The following is a 25,520-nucleotide window of genomic DNA, read 5'->3' as shown; positions in this document are numbered from 1 at the left end:
GGCCCCCGGCTGACCCAGGATGGGGCCGACGACGACGCGTGAGGAGCCACCGATGGGCAACAGGCCGCTGCTGAACCGCCGACTGGCCGGCATGGGGACGACCGTCTTCGCCGAGATGTCCGCCCTGGCCACGGCCACCGGCTCGATCAACCTCGGCCAGGGCTTCCCCGACACCGACGGCCCGGCCTCGGTGGCCCGGGCCGCTGCCGACGCCGTGCTGAACGGGCGCGGCAACCAGTACCCGCCCGGCCCCGGCATCCCCGAGCTGCGGCAGGCCATCGCCGAGCACCAGCAGCGCTTCCACGGCCTCGGCTACGACCCGGACACCGAGGTGCTGGTCACCGCCGGCGCCACCGAGGCCATCGCCGCCACCCTGCTCGCCCTGCTGGAGCCGGGTGACGAGGTGATCGCCCTCGAACCCTTCTACGACTCCTACGCCGCCTGCATCGCGATGGCCGGCGCCACCCGCCGCCCGCTCACCCTGCGCGCCCCGGACTTCCGCCCCGACCTGGACGAACTGCGCACCCTGATCACCCCGCGCACCCGTCTGCTGCTGATCAACACCCCGCACAACCCGACCGGCACCGTGCTCACCGCCGACGAGCTGGCCGCCATCGCCGCCCTCGCCGTCGAGCACGACCTGCTGGTCGTCACCGACGAGGTCTACGAGCACCTCGTCTTCGGCGCCACCCACCACCCGATCGCCGCCCTGCCCGGCATGCGCGAGCGCACCGTCTCCATCTCCTCCGCCGGCAAGACCTTCTCCTTCACCGGCTGGAAGGTCGGCTGGGTCACCGCGAACCCGGCCCTGGTCACGGCCGTCCGCACGGCCAAGCAGTACCTCACCTACGTCAGCGCCGGCCCCTTCCAGTACGCCGTCGCCGAGGCGCTGCGGCTGCCCGACAGCTACTTCGACGGCTTCCGCGCCGACCTGCTCCGCAAGCGCGACCTGCTGGTCGACGGGCTCACCGCGGCCGGCTTCCGGGTGTTCACCCCCGAGGGCACGTACTTCATCACCACCGACATCACCCCGCTCGGCGAGAAGGACGGCATCGAGTTCTGCCGCGCCCTGCCGGAGCGCTGCGGCGTCGTCGCCATCCCGAACGCCGTCTTCTACGACAACACCGAGGCCGGCCGCAGCCTGGTCCGCTTCACCTTCTGCAAGCAGGACTCCGTGCTGGAGGAAGCGGTGTCACGGCTCCAGCGCCTCTGAGCCGTCGCCTGGCCGCCGCCCGAGGCCGGACAGGTGGGCGTTCAGGATCGCCCGGGCCTCGGGTGCGGTGAGGCGGCCGACGAGGACGTGCGTGGTGAGCCCGTCGGCAAGGGCCAGCAGCGTCTTCGCCTCCCGGGCGGCGTCCGGCCCGGCCGCCGGCGACGCCTCGGCGATCAGCCGGGCGAACAGGCCCTCCAGGGCCGCGTAGTCGGCGTTCAGCGGGCCCGCCAGCCGCTCGTCGACGGCGGCCTGCGCGACGAAGGCCAGCCAGACCCGCGCCTGGGAGCGCTGTCCGTCGCCGAGCAGCGCCGCCTCGGCGGCCGCGTGTGCCAGGAGGGCGGCGGGCGAGGGCGCCGGGTCGTCGGCGGGGTACGCCCGGACCCGGGCGGTGATCCGCTCACCGACGTAGCCGAGGGCGAAGCGGAGCATCTCGTCCTTGGTGCGGAAGCAGCGCTGGACGGCGCCGGTCGACACCTGCGCGCGGTCGGCCACGTCGCGCAGGGTCACCCCTTCCAGGCCTCGTTCGTCGGCGAGCCGGCAGACGGCCTCGGCGATCCGTCGGCGCCGTCCGTCGTGGTCCACCTGTCTGGGCACGGGCTCCCCCTCCGGTTTATTCGATGCACTCGTATCGGTTCCCAGGCTACGGTACCGATACGAGCGCATCGGAACGAGGAGGGGAGTACGTCATGCAGGACGCCCTGTGGCGACTGACGGCCACCGCGCAGGCGGCGGCGGTACGCGGCAAGGAGGTCTCGGCCGTCGAACTGCTCGACAGCCACCTGGAGCGGATCAGCGCGGTGAACCCGCAGGTGAACGCCGTCACCCAGGTCCTGGCGGAGCGCGCCCGGGTGCAGGCCCGGGAACTCGACCGGCGCCTGGCCGCGGGCGAGGACCCCGGCCCGCTGGCGGGCGTGCCGTTCACCGTGAAGGAGACCACCGCCATCGAGGGCGTGGCCACCACCTTCGGGGTGCCGCGCTTCCGCGACCTGGTGGCGCGGGCCGACGCTCCCCCGGTCGCCCGGCTGCGCGCGGCCGGGGCCGTACCGATCGGGCACAGCAACATGCCCACCATGATCCTGGCCGGGATGCACACCCGCAGCGAGCTCTACGGCGACACCGCCAACCCGTGGGACCGCAGCCGCACCCCGGGCGGGAGCAGCGGCGGCGACGGCGCGGCCGTCGCGACCGGCCTGGCCGCGCTCGGGCTAGGCAACGACTCCGGCGCGTCCATCCGCGTCCCGGCCGCGTTCTGCGGGGTCGCCGGGCTGAACCCGTCCAACGGCCGGTTCCCCGCCGACCACCGCGCGTTCGGGCCGCAGGACCCGGGGCCGGCCTCCCAGTGGCTGGTCGCCGACGGCCCGCTCGCCCGGAGCGTCGCCGACCTCCGGCTGGCCTACGAGGTGCTGGCCGGCCCCGATCCGCGCGACCCGCGCGCCCTGCCCGTGCCGCGCTACGGCGAGCCGCTGCCCGGGCCGGTGAAGGTCGCGGTGGTGGCCGATCCGGGCGGCCACGGCGTCCACCCGACGGTCCGGGCCGCGGTCGAACGCGCGGCGGCGGCGCTGCGGGACGCCGGGTACGACGTGCGCGAGGTGGCGGACGTCCCGCGGCTCGACGAGGCCCTGGAGGTGTGCGACCGGATCACCATGACCGAGTTCGCACCCAAGTGGCCCGCCGTACGCCCCCTGCTCGGCCCGGGCGGCGACCGCTACATCGAGCTGACGATGGCCCGGACCCCGCCCGCGACCGCCGCCGAGCTCATGGAGCTGATGGGGAGCTGGCTGGGCATCCGCCGCTCCTGGGCCGAATTCCTGGACGAGTACCCGCTGCTGCTCGGACCGGTGTTCACCGAACCGCCGGTCGAACCGGGCATCGAGTCCCGGGACGCGGCCGGGTGGGAGCTGGTCCGCACGGCGATGCGGCTGTGCAAGGTGACCAGCTTCGCGGGGCTGCCCGCGGTGGCGGTGCCCACCGGCCTGGCCGACGGACTGCCGACCGGGGTGCAGCTCGTCGGGCGGGCGTTCCGGGAGGACCTCTGCCTGGAGGCGGCCCAGGCGGTCGAGGACCGGCTCGGGGTGCTCGCGCCGATCGACCCCCGGCCGTGAGGGGAGCAATGATGGCCCGGCGAGTGGGCCCAGTTCTTCTCAACTCGCCTGACAGTCATGGTTGGTTGACGTCTGGTTGACGATTGAATGATGTCTGTGAGGCAATTCCATCGGCCTCGACGGAACGCTCCGACCGCCCTGCCGCCCGGTGCGTGCAGGGCGGCGGCGCACGAGGCGTGCACCCGGCGCACTACCAGCGTGCACGGCGCACGACCCGGCCATAGGGGCGCGCGCTGTGCAGAGTCGCACACCGGGTCGATCAGAGCCGGGAAGCAGGTGTGCTCGAAACGGTGAATGCTTGACAAAGTTGGGTAAATCACCGGCGGACCCGGCGTATTCATGCTTCTCTGCTGCTGAATCTCCAGCCGGAATCCCTCCTTCCACGGTCGGCCGCGCCCAGGGCCGCACAGCCACGAACAGCCTCGCCATCGCCTAGGCCTACTCGGTGCTGCTCGGCGGGCGCGCACGGAGCTGAAACGCGGAGCCGAGCATGCTCACCACACTGCAGACCTCCTACACGGACACCCGCGCCGGTGACCTGGCCTGGTGCCTGGGCGGCGACCCGCTGCCCGCTCTCGCGGTCCGCGACCTGAGACTCGACGGAGGCGGCCACCCCGCCGCGTCCGGCGCCCTCCAGCTGCGGCTGCTCGGCGCTTCGCACCAGGTGGTGATCGCCGCCGGCCCCGGCGAGTGCCTGGAGACCGTCGCCTGCCTGCCCGGGCGCCGCACCCCGCTGCCGGCCCGGGTGGCCAAGCAGGTCGGCGGCTGGGAGTACGAGTTCGCGGCCCGGATCGAGGCGCTGCCCCCGCACGACTTCGCGGCCCGCGCGCAGGAACTGCTGGCCCTGGTCGAGGGCCACCCGCGCGGCCTGGCCGGGGTGTTCCCGGGCGACCCGAGCGCCTTCACCGCGCTGGTCACCCAGGGCGGCGCCGACCGGCTGCTCTGGCGGACCTGGCACGCCTACCCGCAGGAGGGCCGGCTGGTCTGCACCCGCTCCTCGCTGGTGGTGTCCGGGGCATGACCGCCAGCCGTCCGAGTAGGGTCGCCGATCCCGCCATGGCCTATGAATCGTACGCAGGAACGATTCGTCAATCCGGCGTCCCACACTGTCCGTCGAATGGGCGCAGCTATCCGTCCCGAACGTCCCCTAGCGTTTGTTCGTGATCAACCATCCGGCCGGTCCACCCGCCCGCTCGCGAGTGGACCTCGACGACGGCGCCCCACCTCGGCCCGGGCGGAGCCTCGCCCCCCTGCCCGCCCGCCGTCGGTCCCGGCTGCGCTCCCACCCCCGGCTGGCCCGCCTCACCGTCCTGCTGGCCGCGTTCGTCTGCGCGGCCTGCGGACTCGTCTACGAACTCGAACTCGTGGCGCTCGGCGACTACCTGCTCGGGGACTCGGTCACCCAAACCTCCGTCGTGCTCTCCGTCATGGTGTTCGCGATGGGCCTCGGCTCGCTCCTCGCCAAACGCCTCACCCGGCAGCCCGCCACCGCCTTCGCCCTGGTCGAATGCGCCCTCGCGCTCACCGGCGGCCTCTCCGTCCTCGCGCTCTACTCCTGCTGGGCCTGGATCGGCCGCTACCAGGCCGCCATGGTCGGCCTCACCTGCCTCATCGGCATCCTCATCGGCGCCGAGATCCCGCTCCTGATGACCCTCATCCAGCGGATCCGGCGCGAGGACGCCGGCCGCGCCGCCGCCGACCTCTTCGCCGCCGACTACGTGGGCGCGCTGATCGGCGGCCTCGCCTTCCCCTTCCTCATCCTCCCCGGCCTCGGGCCCGGCGACGGCGCCCTCGTCACCGGCGCCGTCAACGCCGTCGCCGGAGCCGCCGTCGTGCTCTGGCTCTTCCGCGAGGAACCCGCCCCCCGGATACGGCTCCTGCTCTGGGGCGGCTGCGCGCTCGTCCTCGCCCTGCTCGCCGCGGCCGCCGCCGGCTCCGGTGCCATCGAACGCGCCGCCCGGCACGCCCTCTACGGTGCGCAGGTCCGCTTCGCCGCCCGCAGCCGCTCCCAGGAGATCGTGCTCACCGGCCCCACCGAAGGCCCGCTCCGGCTCTACCTGAACGGCCGCCTCACCGTCTGCGGACCGGACGAGTACCGCGGCAACGAGGCCCTGGTCCACCCGGCGATGGCCGCCGGCCCGGACGCCCGCGTCCTGCTCCTCGGCGGCGGCGACGGCCTCGCCCTGCGCGAGGTGCTCCGGCACCGCGGCGTCCGCTCCGTCCGGCTCGTCGACGCCGACCCCGCGCTCCCCCGGCTCGCCCGCACCGACCCCGGGCTCGCCGCCCTCACCGACCACTCCCTCGACGACCCCCGCGTCCACACTACCGCCGCCGACCCGATGGCCTGGCTGCGCGGCGCCGCCACGGCCGGCGGACCGTACGACGTGGTGCTCGCCGACCTGCCCGCGCCCGCCGACGGCGGACCGGTCACCTTCCACTCCCAGGAGTTCTACGGCCTCGCCACCCGGCTGCTCTCCCCCGGCGGCCGGGTCGCCGTCCGGGCCGGCGGCGACCCGGACGGCCTCTGGCCGATCGAGTCCGGCCTGCGGACGGCGGGACTGCAGACCGTCCCGTACTCCGTCCAGGGCAGCGCCACCGCGAGCTGCCGCCCCGACCCGCCGGGCGCCGCCCAGACCTTCCTCCTCGCGGCCGCCGCCCGGCCCCCGCTCACCCTCGCCCCCGACGCCCCACCGCCCCGTGCCCTCACCCCCGACGGCCTCCGCGGCTCCGCCACCCGCCTCGCCGCCCTCCGCCCCGCCCACCCCCCGGCCGCCCTCACCCTGCTCGGCCCCCGCTGAGCCGGGGGCGCGGGGCTGGACACCGGTGGTCCGGGGAAGTCGGGTGGCGGTGGGTGGGGACCGGGCGGGGTTGGGTCGGTAGGCTCCCTGACATGGAGCATGAGGTTGTCGTCCCGATGCCCGCCGAGTTGGTGCGGCAGGCCTTGCAGGATCCGGCTCTGCTGGCCCGTAGCGTGCCGGGGCTGAGCACCGAGCCGGCCGCGGTCGGCGGTGGGCCGGCGGAGGAGATCGGCGGCCGGCTGAAGCTGCGGATCGGCGGCTCCACCATCACGTACAGGGGCGTGCTGTCCCTGATCGAGGGGCGCGAGGGCGTGCTGACCGTGTTCGCCGAGGGCCAGGAGGCCCGTGGCAGCGGCGAGGCGACCGCCACCGTCCGGGTCAGCGTCGCGGACGGCACCGAGGACGGTACCGCGGTGGTCCGCTTCACCGGCGACCTGAGCGCCACCGGCCGGCTCACCGAGTTCGACGAGGAGACCCTCGACGCCGCCGGCCGCCGGCTGCTGGACCGGTTCGCCACCGCGCTCGCCTCCCCGGACGCCGAGCCCGAGCCGGAGAGCGAGAGCGACGGCGACGGCGACGGCGACGGCGACGGCGAGAGCGACACGGAGACCGGTGGCGAGGCCGGGGCCGAGGGCGGGACCGAGGGCGGGACCGGGGCCGACGCCGGCGTGGTGTTCATCGAGGAGCACCAGGACCAGCCCGGCGACGACCTCGACGACGACCTGTCCGACCTGATCGCCTTCTCCGACGCCGACGCCGAGCGCTTCGGCCTGCCCACCGGCGGCGGCGACGGGGACGGGCCCGAGGAGGGCGTCGCCGAGGAGCTCCCCGCCGAGCCGCTCTTCGAGTACGAGGAGGAGCCGGCGGGCGGCGGCCCGGTGCGCCGCAGCATCGTCGGCCGGTCGGCCGAGGAGGTGGACCACGCGCCGCCGCGCGGGCGGTACGCCCCGGCGCTGCCGGCCCGTAGTGCCCGGGCCCGGGCGGCGTCCCGCTGGGGCGGCGAGGCCGGCGGGATCGTGGTGCCGGGTTCGGGCGGCCGCAGCGCGGTGCCGTGGGTGATCGGCGGCGGGGTCGCGCTGCTGGGTGGCGCCGTGGTGCTGGTCAGGGCCTTGCGCCGGCGCTGACCGGCGGGAGAGGGCCTAGACTGGACGCTCATGAGCAACGACCGCGACGCCCTGCTGGCACAGATCAAGGACAAGGCCGTCGTACACGGCAAGGTCACCCTTTCCTCCGGCAAGGAGGCCGACTACTACGTCGACCTGCGCCGGATCACGCTGGACGGCCAGGCCGCCCCGCTGGTCGGCCGGGTGATGCTGGACGCGACCTCGCACCTGGAGTACGACGCCGTCGGCGGTCTGACCCTGGGCGCCGACCCGGTGGCCGCCGCGATGCTGCACGCCGCCGCCGCGCGCGGGCGTGAGCTGGACGCCTTCGTGGTCCGCAAGGCGGGCAAGGCGCACGGCCTCCAGCGCCGGATCGAGGGCCCCGAGGTCAAGGGCCGCCGGGTGCTGGCGGTCGAGGACACCTCCACCACCGGTGGCTCGGTGCTGACCGCCGTCGAGGCGCTGCGCGAGGCGGGCGCCGAGGTGGTCGGCGTCGCGGTGATCGTGGAGCGCGGCGGCGCGGCCGCGGTCGAGGCGCAGGGCCTGCCGTACGTGACCGCCTACACCCTGGACGACCTGGGCCTCTGAGCCCGGCCGGACCTGACAGCACGAGGGGCCGGGTCCTGTTTCACGTGAAACGTGAGACGGGACCCGGCCCCTTCGCGTGTCGTGCGCGAAGCCCCGGTGCTCAGCCGCGCCGGTGGCGGCCGCCGCTCTGCACGGCGTCGGCCTCGGCGCTCTCCACGGCGCCGCCGGCCTTCCGCTTCTTGCGCTCGCGCAGGACCTCGATCAGGATCGGCGAGATCGAGAGCAGGACGATCAGCAGCACCGCCGGGATCAGGTACTTGTCGATCACCGGGGCGAGCGCGTCGCCGAAGAAGTAGCCGATCAGCAGCATGGACTCGGTCCAGAGCACGCCGCCGATGACGTTCCACAGGAAGAACGTCCGGGCGGGCATCTCCAGGGTGCCCGCGACCGGGTTGAGGAAGGTCCGGACGATCGGCATGAAGCGGGCCAGCACCACGGCCTTGCCGGGCCCGAACTTGTTGAAGTACTCCTCCGCCTTCATCACGTACTCGCGGCGGAAGATCTTCGACTCGGGCTTGTCGAACATCTTCGGCCCGACCTTGACCCCGATCAGGTGCCCGAGCTGGGCCCCCGCGACCGCGGCCACCGGGGCGCCGACGAGCAGGACGGCGATCGGCAGCTTGGCGCCGTCGCCGAGCACCGACGAGGCGGCGTTCGACGCCGCGACGCCGGCGATGATCAGCAGTGAGTCACCCGGGAAGAAGAAGCCGACCAGCAGGCCGGTCTCCGCGAAGATGATCGCGATCAGCCCGATGGCGCCGAGGGACGAGATCAGTGATTTGGCGTCGAGCAGGTTGACGGCCAGCTGGTTGTAGTCCACGGCCGCAGGATAGCGGGCCGTCCTGTACGGAGGCTTCGCCCGGCAGGTGTATCCGGTGTCCGCCGAACGTCGCAGGAGCGGGCCGTCCGCGTCGGCGGCGACGACGGTCCGACTGGCGGGCTCCTGCTGACCTGCGGGCACGAGTCTGGGAGGATGGCACGGGCGTCCGGTCCGCAGCGGCACACCACCCTCATTGCCGTACCGCGGAGGTCGCTCGAACCTTGGTGCCGGAGAGCCACACCGCAGCGCCGCGCGTCGGCGGCCGGCACGGAGTCGTACCGAAGGCGTACACAGCGTCGGACAGCACCGTCCGTACGCCGCAACCCGACAGGAGCGGATCGCATGCCCATCGCAACTCCCGAGGTCTACAACGAGATGCTGGACCGGGCCAAGGCGGGCAAGTTCGCCTACCCGGCCATCAACGTCACCTCGTCGCAGACCCTGCACGCCGCACTGCGTGGTTTCGCCGAGGCCGAGAGCGACGGCATCATCCAGATCTCGACCGGTGGCGCGGAGTTCCTGGGCGGCCAGCACAACAAGGACATGGTGACCGGCGCCGTGGCGCTGGCCGAGTTCGCGCACATCGTCGCCGCCAAGTACGACATCACCGTCGCGCTGCACACCGACCACTGCCCGAAGGACAAGCTGGACGGCTACGTCCGCCCGCTGCTGGCGGTCTCCGCCGAGCGCGTGGCCAAGGGCCAGAACCCGCTGTTCCAGTCGCACATGTGGGACGGCTCGGCCGAGACCCTCGCCGACAACCTGGCGATCGCCCAGGAGCTGCTGGCCCAGGCCGCCGCCGCCAAGATCATCCTTGAGGTCGAGATCACCCCGACCGGCGGCGAGGAGGACGGCGTCACCCACGAGATCAACGACGAGCTGTACACCACCGTCAACGACGCCGTGCGCACCGCCGAGGCGCTGGGCCTGGGCGAGAAGGGCCGCTACCTGCTGGCCGCCTCGTTCGGCAACGTGCACGGCGTCTACAAGCCGGGCAACGTCGTGCTGAAGCCGGAGCTGCTGCGCGAGCTGCAGGACGCGATCGGCAAGCAGTACGGCAAGACCGACCCGTTCGACTTCGTCTTCCACGGCGGTTCCGGCTCGACCGCGGCGGAGATCGCCACCGCGCTGGAGAACGGCGTCGTGAAGATGAACCTGGACACCGACACCCAGTACGCCTTCACCCGCCCGGTCGTGGACCACATGTTCCGCAACTACGACGGTGTGCTGAAGGTCGACGGCGAGGTCGGCAAGAAGAACACCTACGACCCGCGCACCTGGGGCAAGCTCGCCGAGGCGGGCATGGCCGCCCGTGTGCTGGAGGCCGCGCAGCAGCTGCGCTCGGCCGGCAACCGCCTGAAGTGAGCCCGGCGGCCGGGCTGAGCCCGGCCACGGCGTGAACGCGGGTGCGCCCCCCGGTGGACTTCACCGGGGGGCGCACCCGTGTGTGGGTCTGCTGCCTCAGCAGCCGTGCGGGTCTACTGCTTCAGCTCCGCGTACGCCTCCGCGCTGCTGTCCTTCAGGAACTGCCAGCAGCGGGCCTCCTCCTCGGTCTCCTTGATCGCGCCGGCCGCCCGTGCGAGCCCGGCCAGGCAGCGCAGGAAGCCGCGGTTGCCGCGGTGCTCCCACGGCACGGGGCCGTGGCCCTTCCAGCCGTTGCGGCGCAGCGCGTCCAGGCCGCGGTGGTAGCCGGTGCGGGCGTAGGCGTAGGACTCGACGTAGCGGCCGGCCGCGTAGGCGTCGTCGGCGAGCATCGCCCAGGCGAGGCAGAAGGTCGGGAAGTCGGCGGCCACCTGGGTGGGTGAGGCCGATTCCTCCGCCAGCATGCGGTAGGGCTGCTCGTCCTCCGGGAGAAGGGTCGGATCGGGGCCGTCGAGAAGATTCCGGTGAATCGCCATGCAGGCAGTCTGCCATCCGGGACGCCAGGGTCAACCGCCGTCCCGGGATCGGCGGCGGCCGCCGGGCGCCTGCATACCCGGTATGTGGACATTCACCCGTTCGCCGTGCCAGGGTGTCGATCATGCCCGCAGCCAGATCCGCCGCCAGGAGCGGCAGTGCCCGCGGCCGACGACGCCGACGGCCGCCGCGCCGGCTCGGGCCCGGCATGCTCGCGGCGCTGGTCACGGCGGTGGCGGTGCTGGGCGGTACGGCGGTCGTGCTGACCCGCTCCTCCGACGCGCCCGACGGCGGGCCGACCGCCCAGGCACGGATCGCCCCGCCGACCGATCAGGCTCCCTCCCCCGCCGGCCCGACGCCGACCCCGACGCCGACCGACACCCCGAGCGAGCCCCCCGTCCCGTCCTCGACACCCACCCCCGCCACGCCCACCACGCCCGACCCCGGCCCGGCCAAGGGCGCTGGCACCTTCAGCATCGCCGCCGCCACCGCCCAGCCGGTCGGACGCGGCACCGTGCGCCGCTACCGGGTGGAGGTCGAGGACGGCATAGGCATCGACGCCGGCGCCGCCGCCGCCCAGATCCACGGCTTCCTCGGCGACAGGCGCGGTTGGACCAACGACCGCAGGAACGGCTTCCAGCTGGTCGCCGGCGGCGGGTACGACTTCACCGTGAAGATCGCCTCGCCGGCCACCGTGGACCGGATCTGCGGCGCCTCCGGCCTGGACACCCACGGCGAGGTGAACTGCAACGTCGGCAACCAGGTGCTCGTCAACTCCAAGCGCTGGAACACCGGTTCACCGCAGTTCAGCGGCCCGCTCGACGAGTACCGGGCGTTGATCATCAACCACGAGGTCGGCCACCGGATAGGCCACGGGCACGAGACCTGCCCCGGCCCGGGCAAGCCGGCGCCCGCGATGATGCAGCAGATCTACGGGCTCAAGGGCTGCGAGCCCAACGCCTGGCCGTACTCGGAGAACGGCACCTACCTCAGCGGGCCGTCGGTGCCGTAGGACGCCCCCCGAAGCGCGGCTACCCGAGCACCGGCAGGTACTCCCGCAGGTCGCTGCGCTCGCCGGAGGCGGAGACCACCGCCGCGTCCACCGCGGCGGCCCAGTCGGCCCGGCCGGTGGCCAGCCGGATCCAGGTCAGCGGGTCGGTCTCGACCACGTTCGGCGGGGTGCCCCGGGTGTGCCGGGGGCCCTCGACGGCCTGCACGACGGCGTACGGCGGGATCCGCAGCTCGACCGCGCCGCCCGGCGCGCGGTCGGCGAAGGCGTCGGCCAGCAGCCGGGTGACGGCGGCGACGGCCTGGCGGTCGTGCGGGAAGCCGTCGAGCCCGAGCGCGGCGGCCAGGTCGTCGGCGTGCACGACGGTCTCCACCAGCCTGGTCACCAGCATGTCGGCGAGTGTCATCGAGCCCAGCCGGATCTCGAACCGCCGTACCAGGTCGGCGGCTTCGGGCCGGTCCAGCAGACCGGTCAGCGCGTCCGCCGCCCGGCTGAAGGCCTGCGCCACCGAGGCCGCGTCCCCGCCGAAGTCGCCCGCGGCCCTCGCCCGGGCCTGCTCGTCGAGCAGCGGCGCGACCGTGCCGACCGCGGCCACCCACCCCGGCAGGTCCAACGGCGCCCGCCCCTCCAGCGGATCGTCGAGGTGCTCGGGGACGAAGTCGAGCTGGACGGCGAGGTGCGCGATCAGCTCGCGGACGGTCCACTCCCCCAGCCTGGTCGGCCGGGCCAACCACTGCTCGGCGTCCGGGCGTTCACACAGCTGCCGGACGGCGTCGCGCAGCGCGCCGGTCTGCGCCGCGAGCGCGGTGCGCACCTTCTGCGGCTGGTAGGTACGGGGCTTGGGGGGCATGGCCCCCAACATACGCCGAGGGGCGGACGGCCCCGCACACGCCGAGGGGCGGACGGCCCCGTCGGACCGTCCGCCCCTCGAACCGCGCGGGTCAGGCGAGCAGAGCCTCGATGACGCCGGTGTGGGCGTCCTTCAGCTCGGCCAGCGAGACGGTGAACTGGCCCTGGACGTCCAGGGATTCGCCGTCCACGACACCGATGCGGGTGGCCGGCAGGCCGCGCGCGGTGCACATGTCGTTGAACCGGAGCTCCTCGCTGCGCGGCACCGCCACGACGGCGCGGCCGGCCGACTCGGAGAACAGGAACACGAACGGGTCCGCGCCCTCGGGCACGATGATCCGCGCGCCGTGGCCGCCCTTGAGGCAGCTCTCCACGAGCGCCTGGCCGAGGCCGCCGTCGGAGAGGTCGTGCGCGGCGTCGATCATGCCGTCGCGCGAGGCGGCGATCAGGATGTCGCCGAGCAGCCGCTCGCGCTCCAGGTCGACCTTGGGCGGCAGACCGCCGAGGTGGTCGTGGACCACCTGCGACCAGGCCGAGCCGCCGAGCTCGTCCGCGGTGTCGCCGAGCAGGTAGAGCAGCTGCCCCTCCTCGGCGAAGGCGACCGGGGTGCGCCGGGTGACGTCGTCGATGACGCCGAGCACCGCGACCACCGGGGTCGGGTGGATGGCGACCTCGCCGGTCTGGTTGTACAGCGAGACGTTGCCGCCGGTGACCGGGGTGCCGAGCACCAGGCAGGCGTCCGCCAGGCCGCGGGTGGCCTCGGCGAACTGCCACATCACGTCCGGGTCCTCGGGGGAGCCGAAGTTGAGGCAGTCGGAGATCGCGAGCGGCTTGGCGCCGCCGGCCGCGACGTTGCGGTAGGCCTCGGCGAGGGCCAGCTGGGCGCCGGTGTACGGGTCCAGCTTGGTGTAGCGGCCGTTGCCGTCGGTGGCGACCGAGACGCCGAGGTTGGTCTCCTCGTCGATCCGGATCATGCCCGAGTCCTCGCCGACCGAGAGCACGGTGTTGCCGAGCACGTAGCGGTCGTACTGGTCGGTGATCCAGGACTTGGAGGCCTGGTTCGGGGAGCCGGCGACCTTCAGCAGGTCGGCCTTGAGGCCCTCGCCGGTGGTCGGGCGGGCCAGCCGCTCGCCGGTGGGGGCGTCGGCCTGCAGCGCGTCCTGCCAGCTCGGGCGGGCGTACGGGCGCTGGTAGGTCGGGCCCTCGTGGGCGACGGTGCGCGGCGGCACGTCGACGACGAGTTCGCCGTGCCAGAAGATCTCCAGGCGCTCGCCGTCGGTCACCTCACCGATGACGGTGGCGATGACGTCCCACTTCTCGCAGATCTCCAGGAAGCGGTCGACCTTGCCGGGCTCGACGATGGCGCACATGCGCTCCTGCGACTCGCTCATGAGGATCTCCTCGGGCGAGAGCGTGTTGTCGCGCAGCGGCACGGTGTCCAGCTCGACCCGCATGCCGCCGGAGCCGGCGCTCGCCAGCTCCGAGGTCGCGCAGGACAGGCCCGCGCCGCCCAGGTCCTGGATGCCCTTGACGAGCTTCTCCCGGAAGATCTCCAGGGTGCACTCGATCAGGAGCTTCTCCTGGAACGGGTCGCCGACCTGGACGGCCGGACGCTTGGTCGGCTTGGTGTCGTCGAAGGTCTCGGAGGCGAGCACGGAGACGCCGCCGATGCCGTCGCCGCCGGTGCGGGCTCCGTACAGGATGACCTTGTTGCCGGCGCCGGAGGCCTGCGCGAGGTGGATGTCCTCGTGCTTCATGACGCCCACGCACAGCGCGTTGACCAGCGGGTTGCCCTGGTAGCAGGAGTCGAAGACGACCTCGCCGCCGATGTTCGGCAGGCCCAGGCAGTTGCCGTAGCCGCCGATGCCCGCGACGATCCCGGGCAGCACGCGCCGGGTGTCCGGGTGGTCGGCCGCGCCGAACCGCAGCGGGTCCATCACGGCGACCGGGCGGGCGCCCATCGCCAGGATGTCGCGCACGATGCCGCCGATGCCGGTGGCCGCGCCCTGGTAGGGCTCGATGTACGACGGGTGGTTGTGCGACTCGACCTTGAAGGTCACGGCGTAGCCCTGGCCGACGTCGACCACACCGGCGTTCTCGCCGATGCCGACGAGCATCGCGTCCGAGTCGGGCTTCTTGTCGCCGAACTGCTTCAGGTGGACCTTGCTGCTCTTGTACGAACAGTGCTCCGACCACATGACCGAGTACATCGCGAGTTCGGCGCCGGTCGGGCGGCGGCCGAGAATCTCGCGGATGCGCGCGTACTCGTCCTCCTTGAGCCCGAGTTCGGCCCAGGGCTGGGCGACGTCCGGGGTCTGCTCGGCGTTCTTGACGGTGTCGAGGCTCATCAGGCGTTCACCAGCTGCTTCAGGACGGAAGTGAAGAAGCCCAGGCCCTCGACGGTCGGACCGGTGAGCGGCTCCACGGCGTGCTCCGGGTGCGGCATCAGGCCGACGACATTGCCGGCGGCGTTGGTGATGCCGGCGATGTCGCGGTACGAACCGTTCGGGTTACCGCATCCGTCAGCGGCATCGCCGCGGGCCACGTAACGGGCCACCACCCGGCCCTCCGCCTCCAGTTGGTCCAGGACGCGCTCCTCGGCGACGAACCGGCCCTCGCCGTTCTTCAGCGGAACGACGATTTCCTGGCCCGCCGAGTAATCCCGGGTCCAGGCGGTACCGGTGTTCTCGATGCGCAGCTTCTGGTCGCGGCAGACGAAGTGCAGCGAGTCGTTGCGGGTGAGCGCGCCGGGCAGCAGGTGCGATTCGCAGAGCACCTGGAAGCCGTTGCAGATACCGAGGACCGGCATTCCCAGCTTCGCCTGCTCGATGACGGTGTCCATCACGGGCGAGAAGCGGGAGATCGCGCCGCAGCGCAGATAGTCGCCGTAACTGAATCCGCCCGGCAGGACGACGGCGTCGACCTGGTGGAGATCCTTGTCACGGTGCCAGAGCGCGACCGGCTCGGCGCCGGCCAGGCGGACCGCGCGCTGGGCGTCACGGTCGTCGAGGGAGCCGGGGAAAGTGACGACGCCGACGCGGGTGGTCACTTCGCCGCCTCCTCGACGCGGACGGTGAAGTCCTCGATCACGGTGTTGGCGAGAAAGGTCTCGGCGGCTTCGCGGATACGGGCGAGCGCGGCGTCGTCGACCGGGCCCTCCACTTCCAGCTCGAAACGCTTGCCCTGGCGGACGTCGGCGATCCCGGTGAATCCGAGACGGGGCAGTGCACGCTGCACCGCCTGGCCCTGGGGGTCGAGGATCTCCGGCTTGAGCATGACGTCGACTACGACGCGTGCCACTGGCACTCCCGGTGGTGTCTTCGGTGAGGCGGGGGAACTCCAGACTACCGGGGGTTTCGGGCGGGATTGCTGGCCGGGGCAGGCGACGCGCGTAGACCCGAGACCCTTACGCGGCAAGGGATCCAAGCCCGTGAACCCCCGGCGGGGCCGCGCGGTTTCCACGGATTCGACCCCCGGAACGAGAACACCCGAAGAACACCCGAATACGGCACTCCGGGACAGATCGACCCGTCCCGCACTCCGGTATCCGGCACTCCGGCGAAGACACGTGAATATCCGGAAAAGAATGCCGGACTCTTCGATTTCGACCCCCTTCGGGTGCAGAATAGGGCCACCTGTCGCGGCAAGTGCTGCGTATCCGGCGGGCCACCAGGCCTGCCCGTATGCGCTTGCGCGAGTGGGTGCACATCAGGCCCCCGGACGCACCCCGCGGACCGGCGGCCGAATTGCCCGAGAGGATTGACACCCATGGCTCAGCGTGTAGTTGTCACGCTCTCCGACGACCTGGACGGCGGCGCCGCGGCGGAAACCGTCCACTTCGGCGTCGACGGGAAGTCGTACGAGATCGACCTGTCCGTGGACAACGCGGAAAAGCTGCGGGAGGCCCTCGCTCCGTTCGTCGCGGCCGGCCGCCGCCAGAGCCGCACCGGAAAGTCCTTCCGCCGCACCGCGCTCACCCCGGACCCGGCCGCGGTGCGCGCCTGGGCCCTGTCGCGCGGCATGGAGCTGCCGGCCCGCGGACGCATCCCCAAGCACGTGTACGAGCAGTTCGCCGAGGCGAACTGACCGCCCCGGGCACTCCGGTCGCCCCGCCCGCCTGGACCGAAAGGGTGGGGCGACCACCCCGAACGATGCTGTAGAGTAATCCTCGTCGCCGCAACGGAGAGATCCGGAGAGGCGGCCGGTGCCCCACCAGGCACCGTGCGGACGTGGCTCAGTTGGTAGAGCATCACCTTGCCAAGGTGAGGGTCGCGAGTTCGAATCTCGTCGTCCGCTCGCAGTGCGCGAGCACAGCACAACTCCATAGCTAGACCTGCGGACGTGGCTCAGTTGGTAGAGCATCACCTTGCCAAGGTGAGGGTCGCGAGTTCGAATCTCGTCGTCCGCTCCAGAACGAAAGGCCCCCTCGATCGAGGGGGCCTTTCGGCATTCCCGCTCCACGCCGATCCCGGCCCATGACATTTGTCATCGCCGACCCGTGGATCTCCACCGCCGGCTCATGACGGCGCGCACTGCCCGCCCGGCCGGGGAGGCGGAAGGCTTGAGCCATGGAAACGAGCCAGCCCCTCCGCCCCGGCGACAGCGTGATCGAGGTCACCGACCTGCACCGCCACTACGGCACCGGCACCACCGGCTACCACGCCGTCCGCGGCGTCGACCTGACCGTCGGCCGCGGTGAGCTGTTCGCCCTGCTCGGCACCAACGGGGCGGGCAAGACCTCCGCCATGGAGCTCATCGAGGGCCTGGCCGCCCCCACCGGCGGCACCGTCCGGGTGCTCGGCCACGACCCCCACCGGGAGCGCGCCGCCGTCCGCCCGCGGATCGGCATCATGCTCCAGGAGGGCGGCTTCCCCGGCGACCTCACCATCGCCGAGACCGGCCGCAGCTGGGCCGGCATGACCAGCGGCGCCCGCCCGGTCGACGAGGCCCTGGAGCTGGTCGGCCTCGGCCACCGCCGCGACGTCCGGGTCAAGCAGCTGTCCGGCGGCGAGCGGCGCCGGCTCGACCTCGCGATGGCCCTGCTCGGCCGCCCCGAGGTGCTCTTCCTGGACGAGCCCAGCACCGGCCTCGACCCCGAGGCGCGCGCCGCCGTCTGGCGGCTGGTCCGCGAGCTTCGCGCCCAGGGCACCACCGTGCTGCTCACCACGCACTACCTGGAGGAGGCCGAGGAGCTCGCCGACCGGCTGGCCATCATGCACGGCGGCCGGGTCGTCACCACCGGAACCGTCGCCGAGGTGATCGCCGGCCGGCCCTCCCGGATCAGCTTCGAACTCCCAGAGTTCACCGGGACGGCGCTGCCGGTCCTCGCCGGGGCCGAGATCACCGTCGACGGCCGAAAGGTCACCGTGCAGACCGGCGGCCTCCAGCGCACCCTCTTCGAACTGCTCGGCTGGGCCCAGCAGCACGGGATCGCGCTCGGCTCCCTGGACGCCCGCAGCGCCTCGCTGGAGGAGGCCTTCCTCGCCATCGCCTCCGAGGCCGCCCACCAGGCCCCGCCCCGGTCGCCCGCCGCCCCCACCGCCCGCACCGCCCGCCGCCGCCTGATCGGATCCGCCCGATGACCACCGCCACCGCCGCCAAGACCGCCGCCGGCCCGCAGAGCACCACCGCCCGCCGGCTGCTCTCCCTCGGCCGTGCCGAGGCCACCCTGCTGCTGCGCAACCGGGCCGCCCTGTTCACCGCGCTGCTGCTGCCGCTGCTGCTGATCGCCGGCCGGCGCAACATGCTCAAGCAGCAGGCCGAGTCCCACCCCGGACTGGACGTCGACACGCTGCTGATCACCGGCACCATCGGCGGCGTCCTCGCCTTCGTCGTCTACTACAACCTGACCGCCGCGTACGTCGCCCGCCGCAACGAGCTGGTGCTCAAGCGGCTGCGCACCGGCGAGGCCCGGGACATCGAGATCCTGGCCGGCACGGCGGTGCCCTCGGTGAGCCTCGCCCTGATGATGTGCGCCGTGGTCGGCGTCGGCGCCGCCGCCCTCCTCAAGCTCAGCACGCCGGTGAACCCGCTGCTGCTGGCCGTCGGGCTGGTCCTGAGCATCGCCGTCTTCATCGCACTGGCCGCCGTCTCCAGCGCCTTCACCAAGACCGTCGAGACCGCCGGCATCACCACCCTCCCGGTGCTGCTGGTCTCCCAGTTCGGCTCCGGCCTGCTCATCCCGCTGGAGATCATGCCCCCCGGGCTGGCCGACTTCTGCCGCCTGCTGCCCACCACCCCGGCCTTCCAGCTGATCCGGATCGGCTGGACCGGCAGCGACGGCTCGGCCGCCGCCACCGGCTTCGCCGGCACCTGGTCCACCGCCGCCCCGCACCTGGTGACCGGCGCCGTCTGGCTCGGCCTGGCGGTCTGGGGCGCGGTGCGCTACTTCCGCTGGGAGTCGCGCCGCTGACGCCCCCGGCGGGCACCCTCTCCGGAAGTGCGAAGGTCAGACCCCCGTTCCGCCTCTGATATGAAGGTAGCGACACGATCTTGATCGAAACGGGGAGCGATTCGATGGCCGTCCAGGGGCCGGTCCGCAGATGGAAGGGCTTCGGCAAGCCCCAACGCGCCGAGCTGTACTTCCGCTGGTCGCTCTACATGGTGGCCTGGTGCATCGTTCCGGTGAACCTGGTGCTCAGCGCCGCCTCCGTCACGAACATCGACCGGTCGGTCGACGCCGTCCGGGTCACCGTGGTCGTCTCGCTCGCCTCCACCCTGCTCTGCCTCCGGGCGTTCCGCACCTCGCTCGACCACTACCTGCACCGCCCCACCGAGCACCTGCGCTGGCTGATCGTCAACAGCGCACTCTCGGTGGCCGGTTCCTGGGCCGTCCTGCTGCTGGGCCCGTCCTCCGCCGAACCCGGGCAGCCCGGAGGGACGCCGTTCACCGCGGCGATCGCCATCGCCATGCTGTGCGCCGCCATCGGCCCGATCAGCGTGGGCCTGCCCCTGCGCCAGGTCTTCGCCGCCGGACTCGGCCTGATCCTGCTGATCGCCCCGGCGATGCTGCTGGCCGGGATGAGCCCCGCCACCACGGCCGGACTGGCGGTCGGGGCGGCGATCAGCCTGACCTTCCTCGTCGGCACCTGCCGCAGCTTCGCCTGGGTGACCGCGATCATCTGGGAACTGGAGACCGCCCGCGAGGCCCAGTCCCGGCTGGCCGTCGCCGAGGAGCGGCTGCGGTTCTCCCGCGACCTGCACGACGTGATGGGCCGCAACCTCACCACCATCGCGCTCAAGAGCGAACTCGCCGTCCAGTTCGCCCGCCGCGGGCGCCCGGAGGCCGCCGACCAGATGGCCGAGGTGCAGCGGATCGCCCAGGAGTCGCAACGCGAGGTCCGGGACGTCATCCGCGGCTACCGCACCGCCGACCTGCACGCCGAGGCGATCGGCGCCCGCGCGGTGCTGCGCAGCGCCGACGTCGCCTGCGAGATCGACCTCGGCGAGAACGCCGACCAACTGCCGCCGCCGATCCAGTCGGTGCTCGGCTGGGTGATCCGCGAGGCCACCACCAACGTGCTGCGGCACAGCGAGGCCGCCCACTGCCTGATCCGGCTGAACCTCCAGGACGGCCGCGCCGTCCTGGAGCTGGAGAATGACGGGGTGCCCGCCGTCCCGCTCCCCTCGCTGGGCGGCGGCACCGGACTGCGCGGCCTGCGCGAACGGCTGGCCGCCCACGACGGCGAGCTGACCATCCCCGAGGCCGCCCAGGGCACCTTCCGGATGCTCGCCGCCGTCCCGCTCTGACCCGCACCCACCGACGGAGGACCGCCCGATGACCGACCCCGCACCCGTGCGCGTCCTGCTCGCCGACGACGAGCACCTGATCCGGGGCGCGCTGGCCGCGCTGCTCTCCCTGGAGGAGGACATCACCGTGGTCGCCGAGGCCGGCTCCGGCCCGGAGGCGCTGGCGATGGCGCAGGCCCACCGCCCGGACGTCGCGGTGCTGGACCTCCAGATGCCCGGCAAGGACGGCATCGAGGTGGCCACCGAACTGCGCCGGCTGCTGCCGGACTGCCGCTGCATGATCGTCACCGGCCACGGCCGCCCCGGCTACCTCAAGCGGGCGCTGGAGGTCGGGGTGCGCGGCTTCCTGCCGAAGACCGTCTCGGCGGCCGACCTGGCCGGCATCATCCGGACCGTCCGGGCCGGCGGCCGGTACGTGGACCCGGAGCTGGCCGCGGACGCGATCAGCGCGGGCGAGACCCCGCTCACCCCGCGCGAGACGGACGTCCTGGAGCTGGCCGCCGACGGCACCTCGATCACCGAGATCGCCGAACGGGCGGCGCTGTCCCCCGGCACCGTCCGCAACTACCTGTCCTCGGCGGCCGGGAAGCTGGGCGCCGAGAACCGGCACGCGGCGGTGCGGATCGCCCGCGAGCACGGCTGGATCTAGGTCCCGAACACGGGCACGGCTCGCGGGCGGCCGGGCGTCAGGCCCAGGCGGTGCCGGTCAGCCGCTCGTACACCTCGATGTACTTGGCGCGGGTCTGCTCGACCAGCTCGGCCGGCAGCTCCGGCGGCGGCTGCTCGCTGTAGCGGTCCCAGCCGGAGGCCGGGGAGACCAGCCAGTCGCGGATCAGCTGCTTGTCGAAGGACGGCTGCGAGCGGCCGGGCCGCCACTCGTCGGCCGGCCAGTACCGGGAGGAGTCCGGGGTGAGCACCTCGTCGCCGATCAGCAGCTCGCCGTCCAGCAGGCCGAACTCGAACTTGGTGTCGGCCAGGATGATGCCGCGGTCGCGGGCGATGTCCCGGGCCCGGCCGTAGACGTCCAGGGTGGTGCGGCGCAGCTGGGCGGCCAGGTCGGCGCCGATCCGGCGGGCGGTCTCCTCGTAGGAGACGTTCTCGTCGTGCTCGCCGACCTCGGCCTTGAGCGCCGGGGTGTAGATCGGGGCGGGCAGCTCGGAGCTGTTCTCCAGGCCCTCCGGCAGGGCGATCCCGCAGACCGTGCGGTTCTCCTGGTACTCGGCCAGGCCGGAGCCGGCCAGGTAGCCGCGGGCGACCGCCTCGACCGGGACCATGTCCAGGCTGCGGCAGATCAGCGTGCGGCCCTTCCAGTCGGCGGGGGCGCCGGATGGGACCTCGGTGGAGATCACGTGGTTGGGGACGATGTCGGCGATCCGCTCGAACCACCACAGGGACAGCTGGGTGAGGACGCGCCCCTTGTCGGGGATCTCGTTCGGCAGCACCCAGTCGTGGGCGGACATCCGGTCGCTGGCGACCATGACCAGCTCGCCCGACTCGGTCCGGTAGAGGTCGCGCACCTTGCCGGTGTGCAGGTGGACCAGGCCGGGCACCTGGACCGGCTCGGGCTTGGTGACAAATCCGCTCAAGGTGTCTCAGTCCTCAGGGGTCGTTCGCGGGCGTGGGGCGCGCGAAAGGGGAGGTCACTGCCCCCGCAGTCTTTCACGAACCCCCGAGGCCCCGTTTCTGGCCGAGGGCGGCCCCGTTCCGGGTGAGGGAGGCCCGGCCGAAGGAGGCCTCGTTCTTGCCGAGGCGGTCGAGCAGGTTGGCGGTGGCCCGCTGGATCCGCTCGTCGGTGAGGCCGGGGCGGCCCAGTGCGGGCGACCAGGCGAAGGTGCCGGCCGCGAACACGTACGCGCCGCTGGGCGCCCGGTACAGCGAGGTCTCCTGGTAGCGGGTGCGGCCGGCGAGGTCCTGGTACGGCGAGTGTGCGAGCAGCACCCGCTCGGTGTGCTCGGGCAGCGCCACCTTGGGGTAGTAGCGGTCGGCTTCGCCGGCGACCAGGCCGGGCAGTTCGTCGCCCTCCTGCAGGCCGGTGCCGTCCCAGAGCCAGTGCGCGGTGTGCCGGGCGATCAGCGGGACGGGCGCGGCGACCCGGCCCGAGTACTGCAGGCCGAGCACCTGCTGCTCGGGCTCGCCGGCGTCCCGCCACAGCGCGCTGGCCGAACCGGGCGCCCCGGCGGCCGGGCTGCCCGGCTGGACCTTCTGCCGCTTGCGGCAGTTGAGCAGCCGGTTGGGTTCGCCGGAGGCGGCGGCGGTCAGCTCGACCCGCCAGTACATGGTGTTGGCGGACAGGAACACCAGCGAGGTGCCGTCGTCCCTGGCCTGCTCGACGGCCCGGCGCATCGGCTCGGACCAGTACTCGTCGTGGCCCGGGAAGATCAGCGCCCGGTGCCGCCCCGGGTCGACCAGGCCCGCGTGCAGGTCGGTGGCGGTGGCGTAGGAGAGGTCGTAGCCGTAGCGCTCGGCCCAGCGGATGAAGTCGTACGCGTGGCCGACGTGCAGCGGCAGCCCGGCGGTGGCGTGCGGGCGGTCGAAGGAGACCGTGACGGCCGCCTCCGGCTCGCCGACCAGGCCGCCCCGGCCGTCCCAGGCGTGGTAGAGGCTGGCGCCGCTGCGGCCGTCCTCGGGGAACAGGTTGTAGGCCTGCCAGGTCACGTCCGGGACCACCAGGAGCAGTTCGGCGGCGTGCTCCCGGTCCTCGAAGTCCCGGACGGTGAACGGGATGTGGCTGCGGTGCAGCATGTCCGCGGTGGTCAGCACGGCGACGTACGCGCCGGGCTTCCAGTGCACCGGGATCTGCAACCGCCAGGAGTGCCACCAGTGGTGGCAGGAGACCGTCCGCTCGACCACCAGCGGGGCGGGCTGGGCCAGCCCGGCGATCAGCGGGCTGGACGTCATGTGGCGGGCGCCGTCGCCGCCGTAGTGGCCGATCCGCCAGACGTCCACGGTGAACTCGCGGGGCGGGTTGACGGTGACCCGGAAGTCCACCGAACCGCCGGGGCGGATCACCCCGGCCGAGGCGAAGCCCTTGATCTGCTGGTCCACGTCGTTGGCGCTCTGCGGGGTGCCGACCGGCGGCTTGGGCCGGGCGCCGGCCGCCAGCGGCCGCTGGCCGGGCGCGTCCACCGAGACGTACCAGGGGACGGCGCCCTCGGCGTCGGCCAGGTACTGGTCCGGGCTGCGCAGCCAGGGCAGCGGGCCCTGGCCGAAGGGGTCGGAGACGCTGTAAGCGTGCGTTCCGGACTCCCAGCGGCGGTTGAGTTCCGTGCCCACGCGCCCCTCCCAGGTGCACTTCCGCCCGGTTGGCACGTGCCCCCCGGATGTGCGTGCGGTCTAATACACCACAGAGTGCTGGCGCTCCGTCACCCTGCGGTCGCAATTGGTGCCGGGAATCTCACGCCCTCCCCCGGCCGGGCCTCCGGCCTGCGGAGACGACCGCCCGCCGGTCGGTTTGGGGGCGCGCGCCGGAGCACCGAGCGCCGCCTGTCCGGCTCACAACCGGACGGGTTTCTCCAGACGCACGTCGGCGGCGTCCAGCCAGGACCGCAGCGGGCCGTCCTGGCCCTGTTCGACGGCCTGGGCGACCGGCCCGGCCAGGTCGGTGCGGCGGATCCCGCCCAGCAGCAGCACCGGACCGTCCAGCCAGTCCAGGCCGGGCGCGCCGCCCGCGGTGTCGACGGCGGCGCAGCAGACCATCGCGGTGACGTGGTCGACCAGCAGGTCACGGCCGCTGCGGGCGGTTTCGAGCAGCGGGGCCGGGGCGGTGGTGCGGGCCAGCTGGGCGGCCAGCGCGGCGGCCAACTGCTCCCCCTCGCCCTCGGCGAGCCGGACCAGCAGCCGGGTGAGCGTCGGGGAGCCGGGACGGGCCTGGGGGGCGAGCCGGTCCAGGGCGGTCTGGAGGGCGGCGGCGCGGGCCCGCCAGCCGGCGTCCACCACGTCGGCCGGGTAGTCGGTCCACTCCAGCTCGTGCCAGCCTCCGGCGGCCGGGCTGCCGAAGAACAGCTCGGCGGCGAGCCGGGAGACCGCCCGGTCGACGGTGCCGGGCTCCTCCAGCAGGTCGCAGGCGGGGCGGTCGCCGAGCCGGGTGCCGTAGCCGTCGGCCAGGCGGTCGCGCCGGGACAGCTCGGTGAGGGCGGAGACGACGCCGGCGTTGAGGTGGGCGGGGTGGCGGCCGAGCCGCCAGGCGGGCAGCGCGACCCGGGTGAGCAGCCGGTCCCAGCCCGCGTAGGCCAGGCCGACCTGCTCCTGGGCGGCGATCCGCAGGCCGTAGTCGACCGTCCTGGCCTGCTCGGAGGCCCAGCTCGCCACGGAGCGCTCCAACTCGGCGGCGTGGCCTCGGCAGGCGCCGAGCAGCCGGCGGGTGATCCCGCGGGTGATCCGCTCGGCGAGCGCGGCCGGACCGCGGCCGGGCGGCCGGGGCGGGCCCGCCAGGGTGCCGCCGCCGAGGCCGGGGGCGGCACCCTCGCCGGAGTCCAGGCTGGCGTCCAGGCTGCGCAGGAAGCGGCGGGCGGCGGCGATCTCCGGGTCGGCGGAGGCGGCGGTGCCGGCCACCACGGGGGCGAGCAGGGCGCGCAGTTCGCCGGCCCGCATCCACCACAGGAACGGCGAGCCGATCACCAGGACCGGGCCCGGCGGCTCGGGGTGCGCCCGGAACGGGCGGGCCCGCCGCACCGGGGGCACGTCCTCCAGCCAGCTGTCGCAGTCCGGGGTGAGGGCCACGGTGGAGGGCGCGGGCACGTCCAGCCGGTCGGCGAGTTCGTCGATCAGCCGGTACAGCTCGGGTGCCTCGGCGCGTTCCAGCGGAACGGCCGGGGTCCGGGGCGGGACGGCCCGGTGGTAGGCGCGGGCGGTCAGCCCGGCCACCAGGAGCGTCAGCGCGGCCACCGCGCAGACCGCCCAGCGGGCGGCGTCCCACCCGGCGGCGTCGGAGGAGCCGGGTGCGCCGATCCGCCCGGTGAACCGGCCCGCGAGCAGGACCACCGCGACGGCGGCGGGCATGGCGGCGGCGGCCAGGGCGAGACCACGGACCCGCAGGACCGCCTGGGCGTGAGCGCGCGCGGTGTCGACTGCGGCCATACGGTGCGGCACCCCCTTCGGAGCCCTCGGGCGCCCGGCGACGGGCCCTGAGCCGACTCGAAACGATCAGTTCCGACCGGGAAGCGGAGGCGTCCGATCCCCGGTAGTGCATGCTGTGTGGCGCTTCTGCCATGTTCGACGCACCGGCCCGAGTGGGTGTTCCGGATCGCCCCGGTTTCCACTCGTCCCGGTGACACCGCCCGGATTCCGGACGGTCACGACCGGTCCGGTGCGAAGCACCCGGGCACCCGCCCGGCCGGACGCCGTCCAGCATCCCCCCGTGGGAACACCGCTACCCGGCGGCGACCCCGGCGCAC

23 protein-coding genes and 2 tRNA genes are annotated in these 25,520 nt (G+C 73.5%); 15 read left to right on the top strand and 10 right to left on the bottom strand.

Features of this window, described 5'->3' with window-relative positions:
* Positions 1–52 precede the first annotated feature (52 nt).
* Positions 53–1,213 carry a pyridoxal phosphate-dependent aminotransferase gene (locus AB0O19_RS13880; protein WP_363579818.1) on the top strand — a complete coding sequence of 387 codons (1,161 nt, stop codon included), beginning with the start codon at positions 53–55 and terminating at the stop codon, positions 1,211–1,213.
* Here the strand turns inward: AB0O19_RS13880 and AB0O19_RS13875 are convergent.
* On the bottom strand, positions 1,193–1,807 hold the full coding sequence (locus AB0O19_RS13875) for a TetR family transcriptional regulator C-terminal domain-containing protein (protein ID WP_363579819.1): 615 nt from the start codon (positions 1,805–1,807) through the stop codon (positions 1,193–1,195). The two genes, AB0O19_RS13880 and AB0O19_RS13875, sit on opposite strands and share 21 nt — an antisense overlap.
* A 92-nt stretch (positions 1,808–1,899) precedes the next feature.
* Between AB0O19_RS13875 and AB0O19_RS13870 the strand changes: the two genes are divergently transcribed.
* From AB0O19_RS13870 to pyrE, 5 genes are all read left to right on the top strand, one after another.
* On the top strand, positions 1,900–3,315 hold the full coding sequence (locus tag AB0O19_RS13870; RefSeq protein ID WP_363619444.1) for an amidase: 1,416 nt from the start codon (positions 1,900–1,902) through the stop codon (positions 3,313–3,315).
* A 490-nt stretch (positions 3,316–3,805) separates the two neighbouring features.
* Positions 3,806–4,336, top strand: coding sequence for a DUF2617 family protein (locus tag AB0O19_RS13865; protein WP_363619443.1), 531 nt, complete (start codon positions 3,806–3,808; stop codon positions 4,334–4,336).
* A 253-nt stretch (positions 4,337–4,589) separates the two neighbouring features.
* Complete coding sequence (locus tag AB0O19_RS13860; RefSeq protein WP_363619523.1) at positions 4,590–6,113, top strand: polyamine aminopropyltransferase; 1,524 nt, start codon at positions 4,590–4,592, stop codon at positions 6,111–6,113.
* A 92-nt stretch (positions 6,114–6,205) separates the two neighbouring features.
* Positions 6,206–7,237, top strand: coding sequence for an SRPBCC family protein (locus AB0O19_RS13855; RefSeq protein ID WP_363619442.1), 1,032 nt, complete (start codon positions 6,206–6,208; stop codon positions 7,235–7,237).
* Between the two features lie 30 nt (positions 7,238–7,267).
* A complete protein-coding gene (gene pyrE / locus AB0O19_RS13850; RefSeq protein ID WP_280673778.1) occupies positions 7,268–7,804 on the top strand; it encodes an orotate phosphoribosyltransferase in 537 nt (178 codons plus the stop codon).
* A gap of 100 nt (positions 7,805–7,904) precedes the next feature.
* On the opposite strand, the gene AB0O19_RS13845 is transcribed toward pyrE, so the two are convergent.
* The gene (locus AB0O19_RS13845; RefSeq protein WP_363619441.1) at positions 7,905–8,624 is read right to left on the bottom strand and encodes a VTT domain-containing protein; all 720 of its coding nucleotides are present in this window, start codon (positions 8,622–8,624) and stop codon (positions 7,905–7,907) included.
* 342 nt (positions 8,625–8,966) lie between these two features.
* Between AB0O19_RS13845 and fbaA the strand changes: the two genes are divergently transcribed.
* The gene (gene fbaA, locus AB0O19_RS13840) at positions 8,967–9,989 is read left to right on the top strand and encodes a class II fructose-bisphosphate aldolase (protein ID WP_063348525.1); all 1,023 of its coding nucleotides are present in this window, start codon (positions 8,967–8,969) and stop codon (positions 9,987–9,989) included.
* Between the two features lie 113 nt (positions 9,990–10,102).
* Here fbaA and AB0O19_RS13835 read toward each other — a convergent pair whose 3' ends face one another.
* On the bottom strand, positions 10,103–10,522 hold the full coding sequence (locus AB0O19_RS13835) for a DUF3151 domain-containing protein (protein ID WP_350876615.1): 420 nt from the start codon (positions 10,520–10,522) through the stop codon (positions 10,103–10,105).
* A gap of 122 nt (positions 10,523–10,644) precedes the next feature.
* Between AB0O19_RS13835 and AB0O19_RS13830 the strand changes: the two genes are divergently transcribed.
* Positions 10,645–11,532, top strand: a complete 888-nt coding sequence (locus AB0O19_RS13830) for a DUF3152 domain-containing protein (RefSeq protein WP_363619440.1) — start codon at positions 10,645–10,647, stop codon at positions 11,530–11,532.
* A 19-nt stretch (positions 11,533–11,551) separates the two neighbouring features.
* On the opposite strand, the gene AB0O19_RS13825 is transcribed toward AB0O19_RS13830, so the two are convergent.
* From AB0O19_RS13825 to purS, 4 genes are all read right to left on the bottom strand, one after another.
* A complete protein-coding gene (locus AB0O19_RS13825; protein ID WP_363619439.1) occupies positions 11,552–12,379 on the bottom strand; it encodes a sterol carrier family protein in 828 nt (275 codons plus the stop codon).
* Between the two features lie 91 nt (positions 12,380–12,470).
* On the bottom strand, positions 12,471–14,726 hold the full coding sequence (gene purL / locus AB0O19_RS13820; RefSeq protein WP_363579826.1) for a phosphoribosylformylglycinamidine synthase subunit PurL: 2,256 nt from the start codon (positions 14,724–14,726) through the stop codon (positions 12,471–12,473).
* A complete protein-coding gene (purQ, locus tag AB0O19_RS13815) occupies positions 14,726–15,427 on the bottom strand; it encodes a phosphoribosylformylglycinamidine synthase subunit PurQ (RefSeq protein WP_363579827.1) in 702 nt (233 codons plus the stop codon). The genes purL and purQ overlap by 1 nt, the downstream gene beginning before the upstream one ends.
* Positions 15,424–15,678: a phosphoribosylformylglycinamidine synthase subunit PurS gene (gene purS, locus AB0O19_RS13810; RefSeq protein WP_045692676.1), complete on the bottom strand. Its 255-nt coding sequence runs from the start codon at positions 15,676–15,678 to the stop codon at positions 15,424–15,426. Before purS ends, purQ begins: the two co-directional genes overlap by 4 nt.
* A 468-nt stretch (positions 15,679–16,146) precedes the next feature.
* Between purS and AB0O19_RS13805 the strand changes: the two genes are divergently transcribed.
* The 7 genes from AB0O19_RS13805 to AB0O19_RS13775 all read left to right on the top strand — a co-directional run bounded on the left by AB0O19_RS13805 (position 16,147) and on the right by AB0O19_RS13775 (position 20,776).
* Positions 16,147–16,464, top strand: coding sequence for an Lsr2 family protein (locus AB0O19_RS13805; protein WP_063348519.1), 318 nt, complete (start codon positions 16,147–16,149; stop codon positions 16,462–16,464).
* A 137-nt stretch (positions 16,465–16,601) separates the two neighbouring features.
* Positions 16,602–16,674 (top strand) — tRNA-Gly (locus AB0O19_RS13800).
* Positions 16,675–16,713: 39 nt separating this feature from the next.
* A tRNA-Gly gene (locus tag AB0O19_RS13795) sits at positions 16,714–16,789 on the top strand.
* Between the two features lie 157 nt (positions 16,790–16,946).
* Entirely contained in the window at positions 16,947–17,960 is a 1,014-nt protein-coding gene (locus tag AB0O19_RS13790; protein WP_363619438.1) for an ABC transporter ATP-binding protein, read from the top strand.
* Complete coding sequence (locus AB0O19_RS13785) at positions 17,957–18,790, top strand: ABC transporter permease (protein ID WP_363619437.1); 834 nt, start codon at positions 17,957–17,959, stop codon at positions 18,788–18,790. The genes AB0O19_RS13790 and AB0O19_RS13785 overlap by 4 nt, the downstream gene beginning before the upstream one ends.
* A 104-nt stretch (positions 18,791–18,894) precedes the next feature.
* The gene (locus tag AB0O19_RS13780) at positions 18,895–20,127 is read left to right on the top strand and encodes a histidine kinase (protein WP_363619436.1); all 1,233 of its coding nucleotides are present in this window, start codon (positions 18,895–18,897) and stop codon (positions 20,125–20,127) included.
* 28 nt (positions 20,128–20,155) lie between these two features.
* The gene (locus AB0O19_RS13775) at positions 20,156–20,776 is read left to right on the top strand and encodes a response regulator transcription factor (RefSeq protein ID WP_350876631.1); all 621 of its coding nucleotides are present in this window, start codon (positions 20,156–20,158) and stop codon (positions 20,774–20,776) included.
* Positions 20,777–20,813: 37 nt separating this feature from the next.
* Here AB0O19_RS13775 and AB0O19_RS13770 read toward each other — a convergent pair whose 3' ends face one another.
* The 3 genes from AB0O19_RS13770 to AB0O19_RS13760 form a co-directional block, all read right to left on the bottom strand.
* Positions 20,814–21,713, bottom strand: a complete 900-nt coding sequence (locus AB0O19_RS13770; protein ID WP_363579831.1) for a phosphoribosylaminoimidazolesuccinocarboxamide synthase — start codon at positions 21,711–21,713, stop codon at positions 20,814–20,816.
* Positions 21,714–21,786: 73 nt separating this feature from the next.
* Positions 21,787–23,400 (bottom strand): N,N-dimethylformamidase beta subunit family domain-containing protein, encoded by a 1,614-nt coding sequence (locus AB0O19_RS13765; protein ID WP_363619435.1) that lies wholly within the window; start codon positions 23,398–23,400, stop codon positions 21,787–21,789.
* Positions 23,401–23,619: 219 nt separating this feature from the next.
* The gene (locus AB0O19_RS13760; protein WP_363619434.1) at positions 23,620–25,203 is read right to left on the bottom strand and encodes a hypothetical protein; all 1,584 of its coding nucleotides are present in this window, start codon (positions 25,201–25,203) and stop codon (positions 23,620–23,622) included.
* Between the last annotated feature and the right edge of the window lie 317 nt (positions 25,204–25,520).

It is taken from the genome of Kitasatospora sp. NPDC091276 (genome assembly GCF_040684355.1).
Lineage (GTDB): Bacteria > Actinomycetota > Actinomycetes > Streptomycetales > Streptomycetaceae > Kitasatospora.
The sequence above is the reverse complement of the archived record's forward strand: the minus strand, read 5'-3'. Positions and strand labels throughout refer to the sequence as shown.

What these genes read in the sequence shown, in the direction of transcription:
- AB0O19_RS13825 (WP_363619439.1), bottom strand. Translation starts at nt 12,379, where the DNA reads ATGCCCCCCAAGCCCCGTACCTACCAGCCGCAGAAGGTGCGCACCGCG.
- pyrE (WP_280673778.1), top strand. Translation starts at nt 7,268, where the DNA reads ATGAGCAACGACCGCGACGCCCTGCTGGCACAGATCAAGGACAAGGCC.
- AB0O19_RS13760 (WP_363619434.1), bottom strand. Translation starts at nt 25,203, where the DNA reads ATGGCCGCAGTCGACACCGCGCGCGCTCACGCCCAGGCGGTCCTGCGG.
- AB0O19_RS13855 (WP_363619442.1), top strand. Translation starts at nt 6,206, where the DNA reads ATGGAGCATGAGGTTGTCGTCCCGATGCCCGCCGAGTTGGTGCGGCAG.
- AB0O19_RS13835 (WP_350876615.1), bottom strand. Translation starts at nt 10,522, where the DNA reads ATGGCGATTCACCGGAATCTTCTCGACGGCCCCGATCCGACCCTTCTC.
- AB0O19_RS13865 (WP_363619443.1), top strand. Translation starts at nt 3,806, where the DNA reads ATGCTCACCACACTGCAGACCTCCTACACGGACACCCGCGCCGGTGAC.
- purL (WP_363579826.1), bottom strand. Translation starts at nt 14,726, where the DNA reads ATGAGCCTCGACACCGTCAAGAACGCCGAGCAGACCCCGGACGTCGCC.
- AB0O19_RS13880 (WP_363579818.1), top strand. Translation starts at nt 53, where the DNA reads ATGGGCAACAGGCCGCTGCTGAACCGCCGACTGGCCGGCATGGGGACG.
- AB0O19_RS13780 (WP_363619436.1), top strand. Translation starts at nt 18,895, where the DNA reads ATGGCCGTCCAGGGGCCGGTCCGCAGATGGAAGGGCTTCGGCAAGCCC.
- AB0O19_RS13805 (WP_063348519.1), top strand. Translation starts at nt 16,147, where the DNA reads ATGGCTCAGCGTGTAGTTGTCACGCTCTCCGACGACCTGGACGGCGGC.
- fbaA (WP_063348525.1), top strand. Translation starts at nt 8,967, where the DNA reads ATGCCCATCGCAACTCCCGAGGTCTACAACGAGATGCTGGACCGGGCC.
- AB0O19_RS13790 (WP_363619438.1), top strand. Translation starts at nt 16,947, where the DNA reads ATGGAAACGAGCCAGCCCCTCCGCCCCGGCGACAGCGTGATCGAGGTC.
- AB0O19_RS13775 (WP_350876631.1), top strand. Translation starts at nt 20,156, where the DNA reads ATGACCGACCCCGCACCCGTGCGCGTCCTGCTCGCCGACGACGAGCAC.
- AB0O19_RS13830 (WP_363619440.1), top strand. Translation starts at nt 10,645, where the DNA reads ATGCCCGCAGCCAGATCCGCCGCCAGGAGCGGCAGTGCCCGCGGCCGA.
- AB0O19_RS13870 (WP_363619444.1), top strand. Translation starts at nt 1,900, where the DNA reads ATGCAGGACGCCCTGTGGCGACTGACGGCCACCGCGCAGGCGGCGGCG.
- AB0O19_RS13785 (WP_363619437.1), top strand. Translation starts at nt 17,957, where the DNA reads ATGACCACCGCCACCGCCGCCAAGACCGCCGCCGGCCCGCAGAGCACC.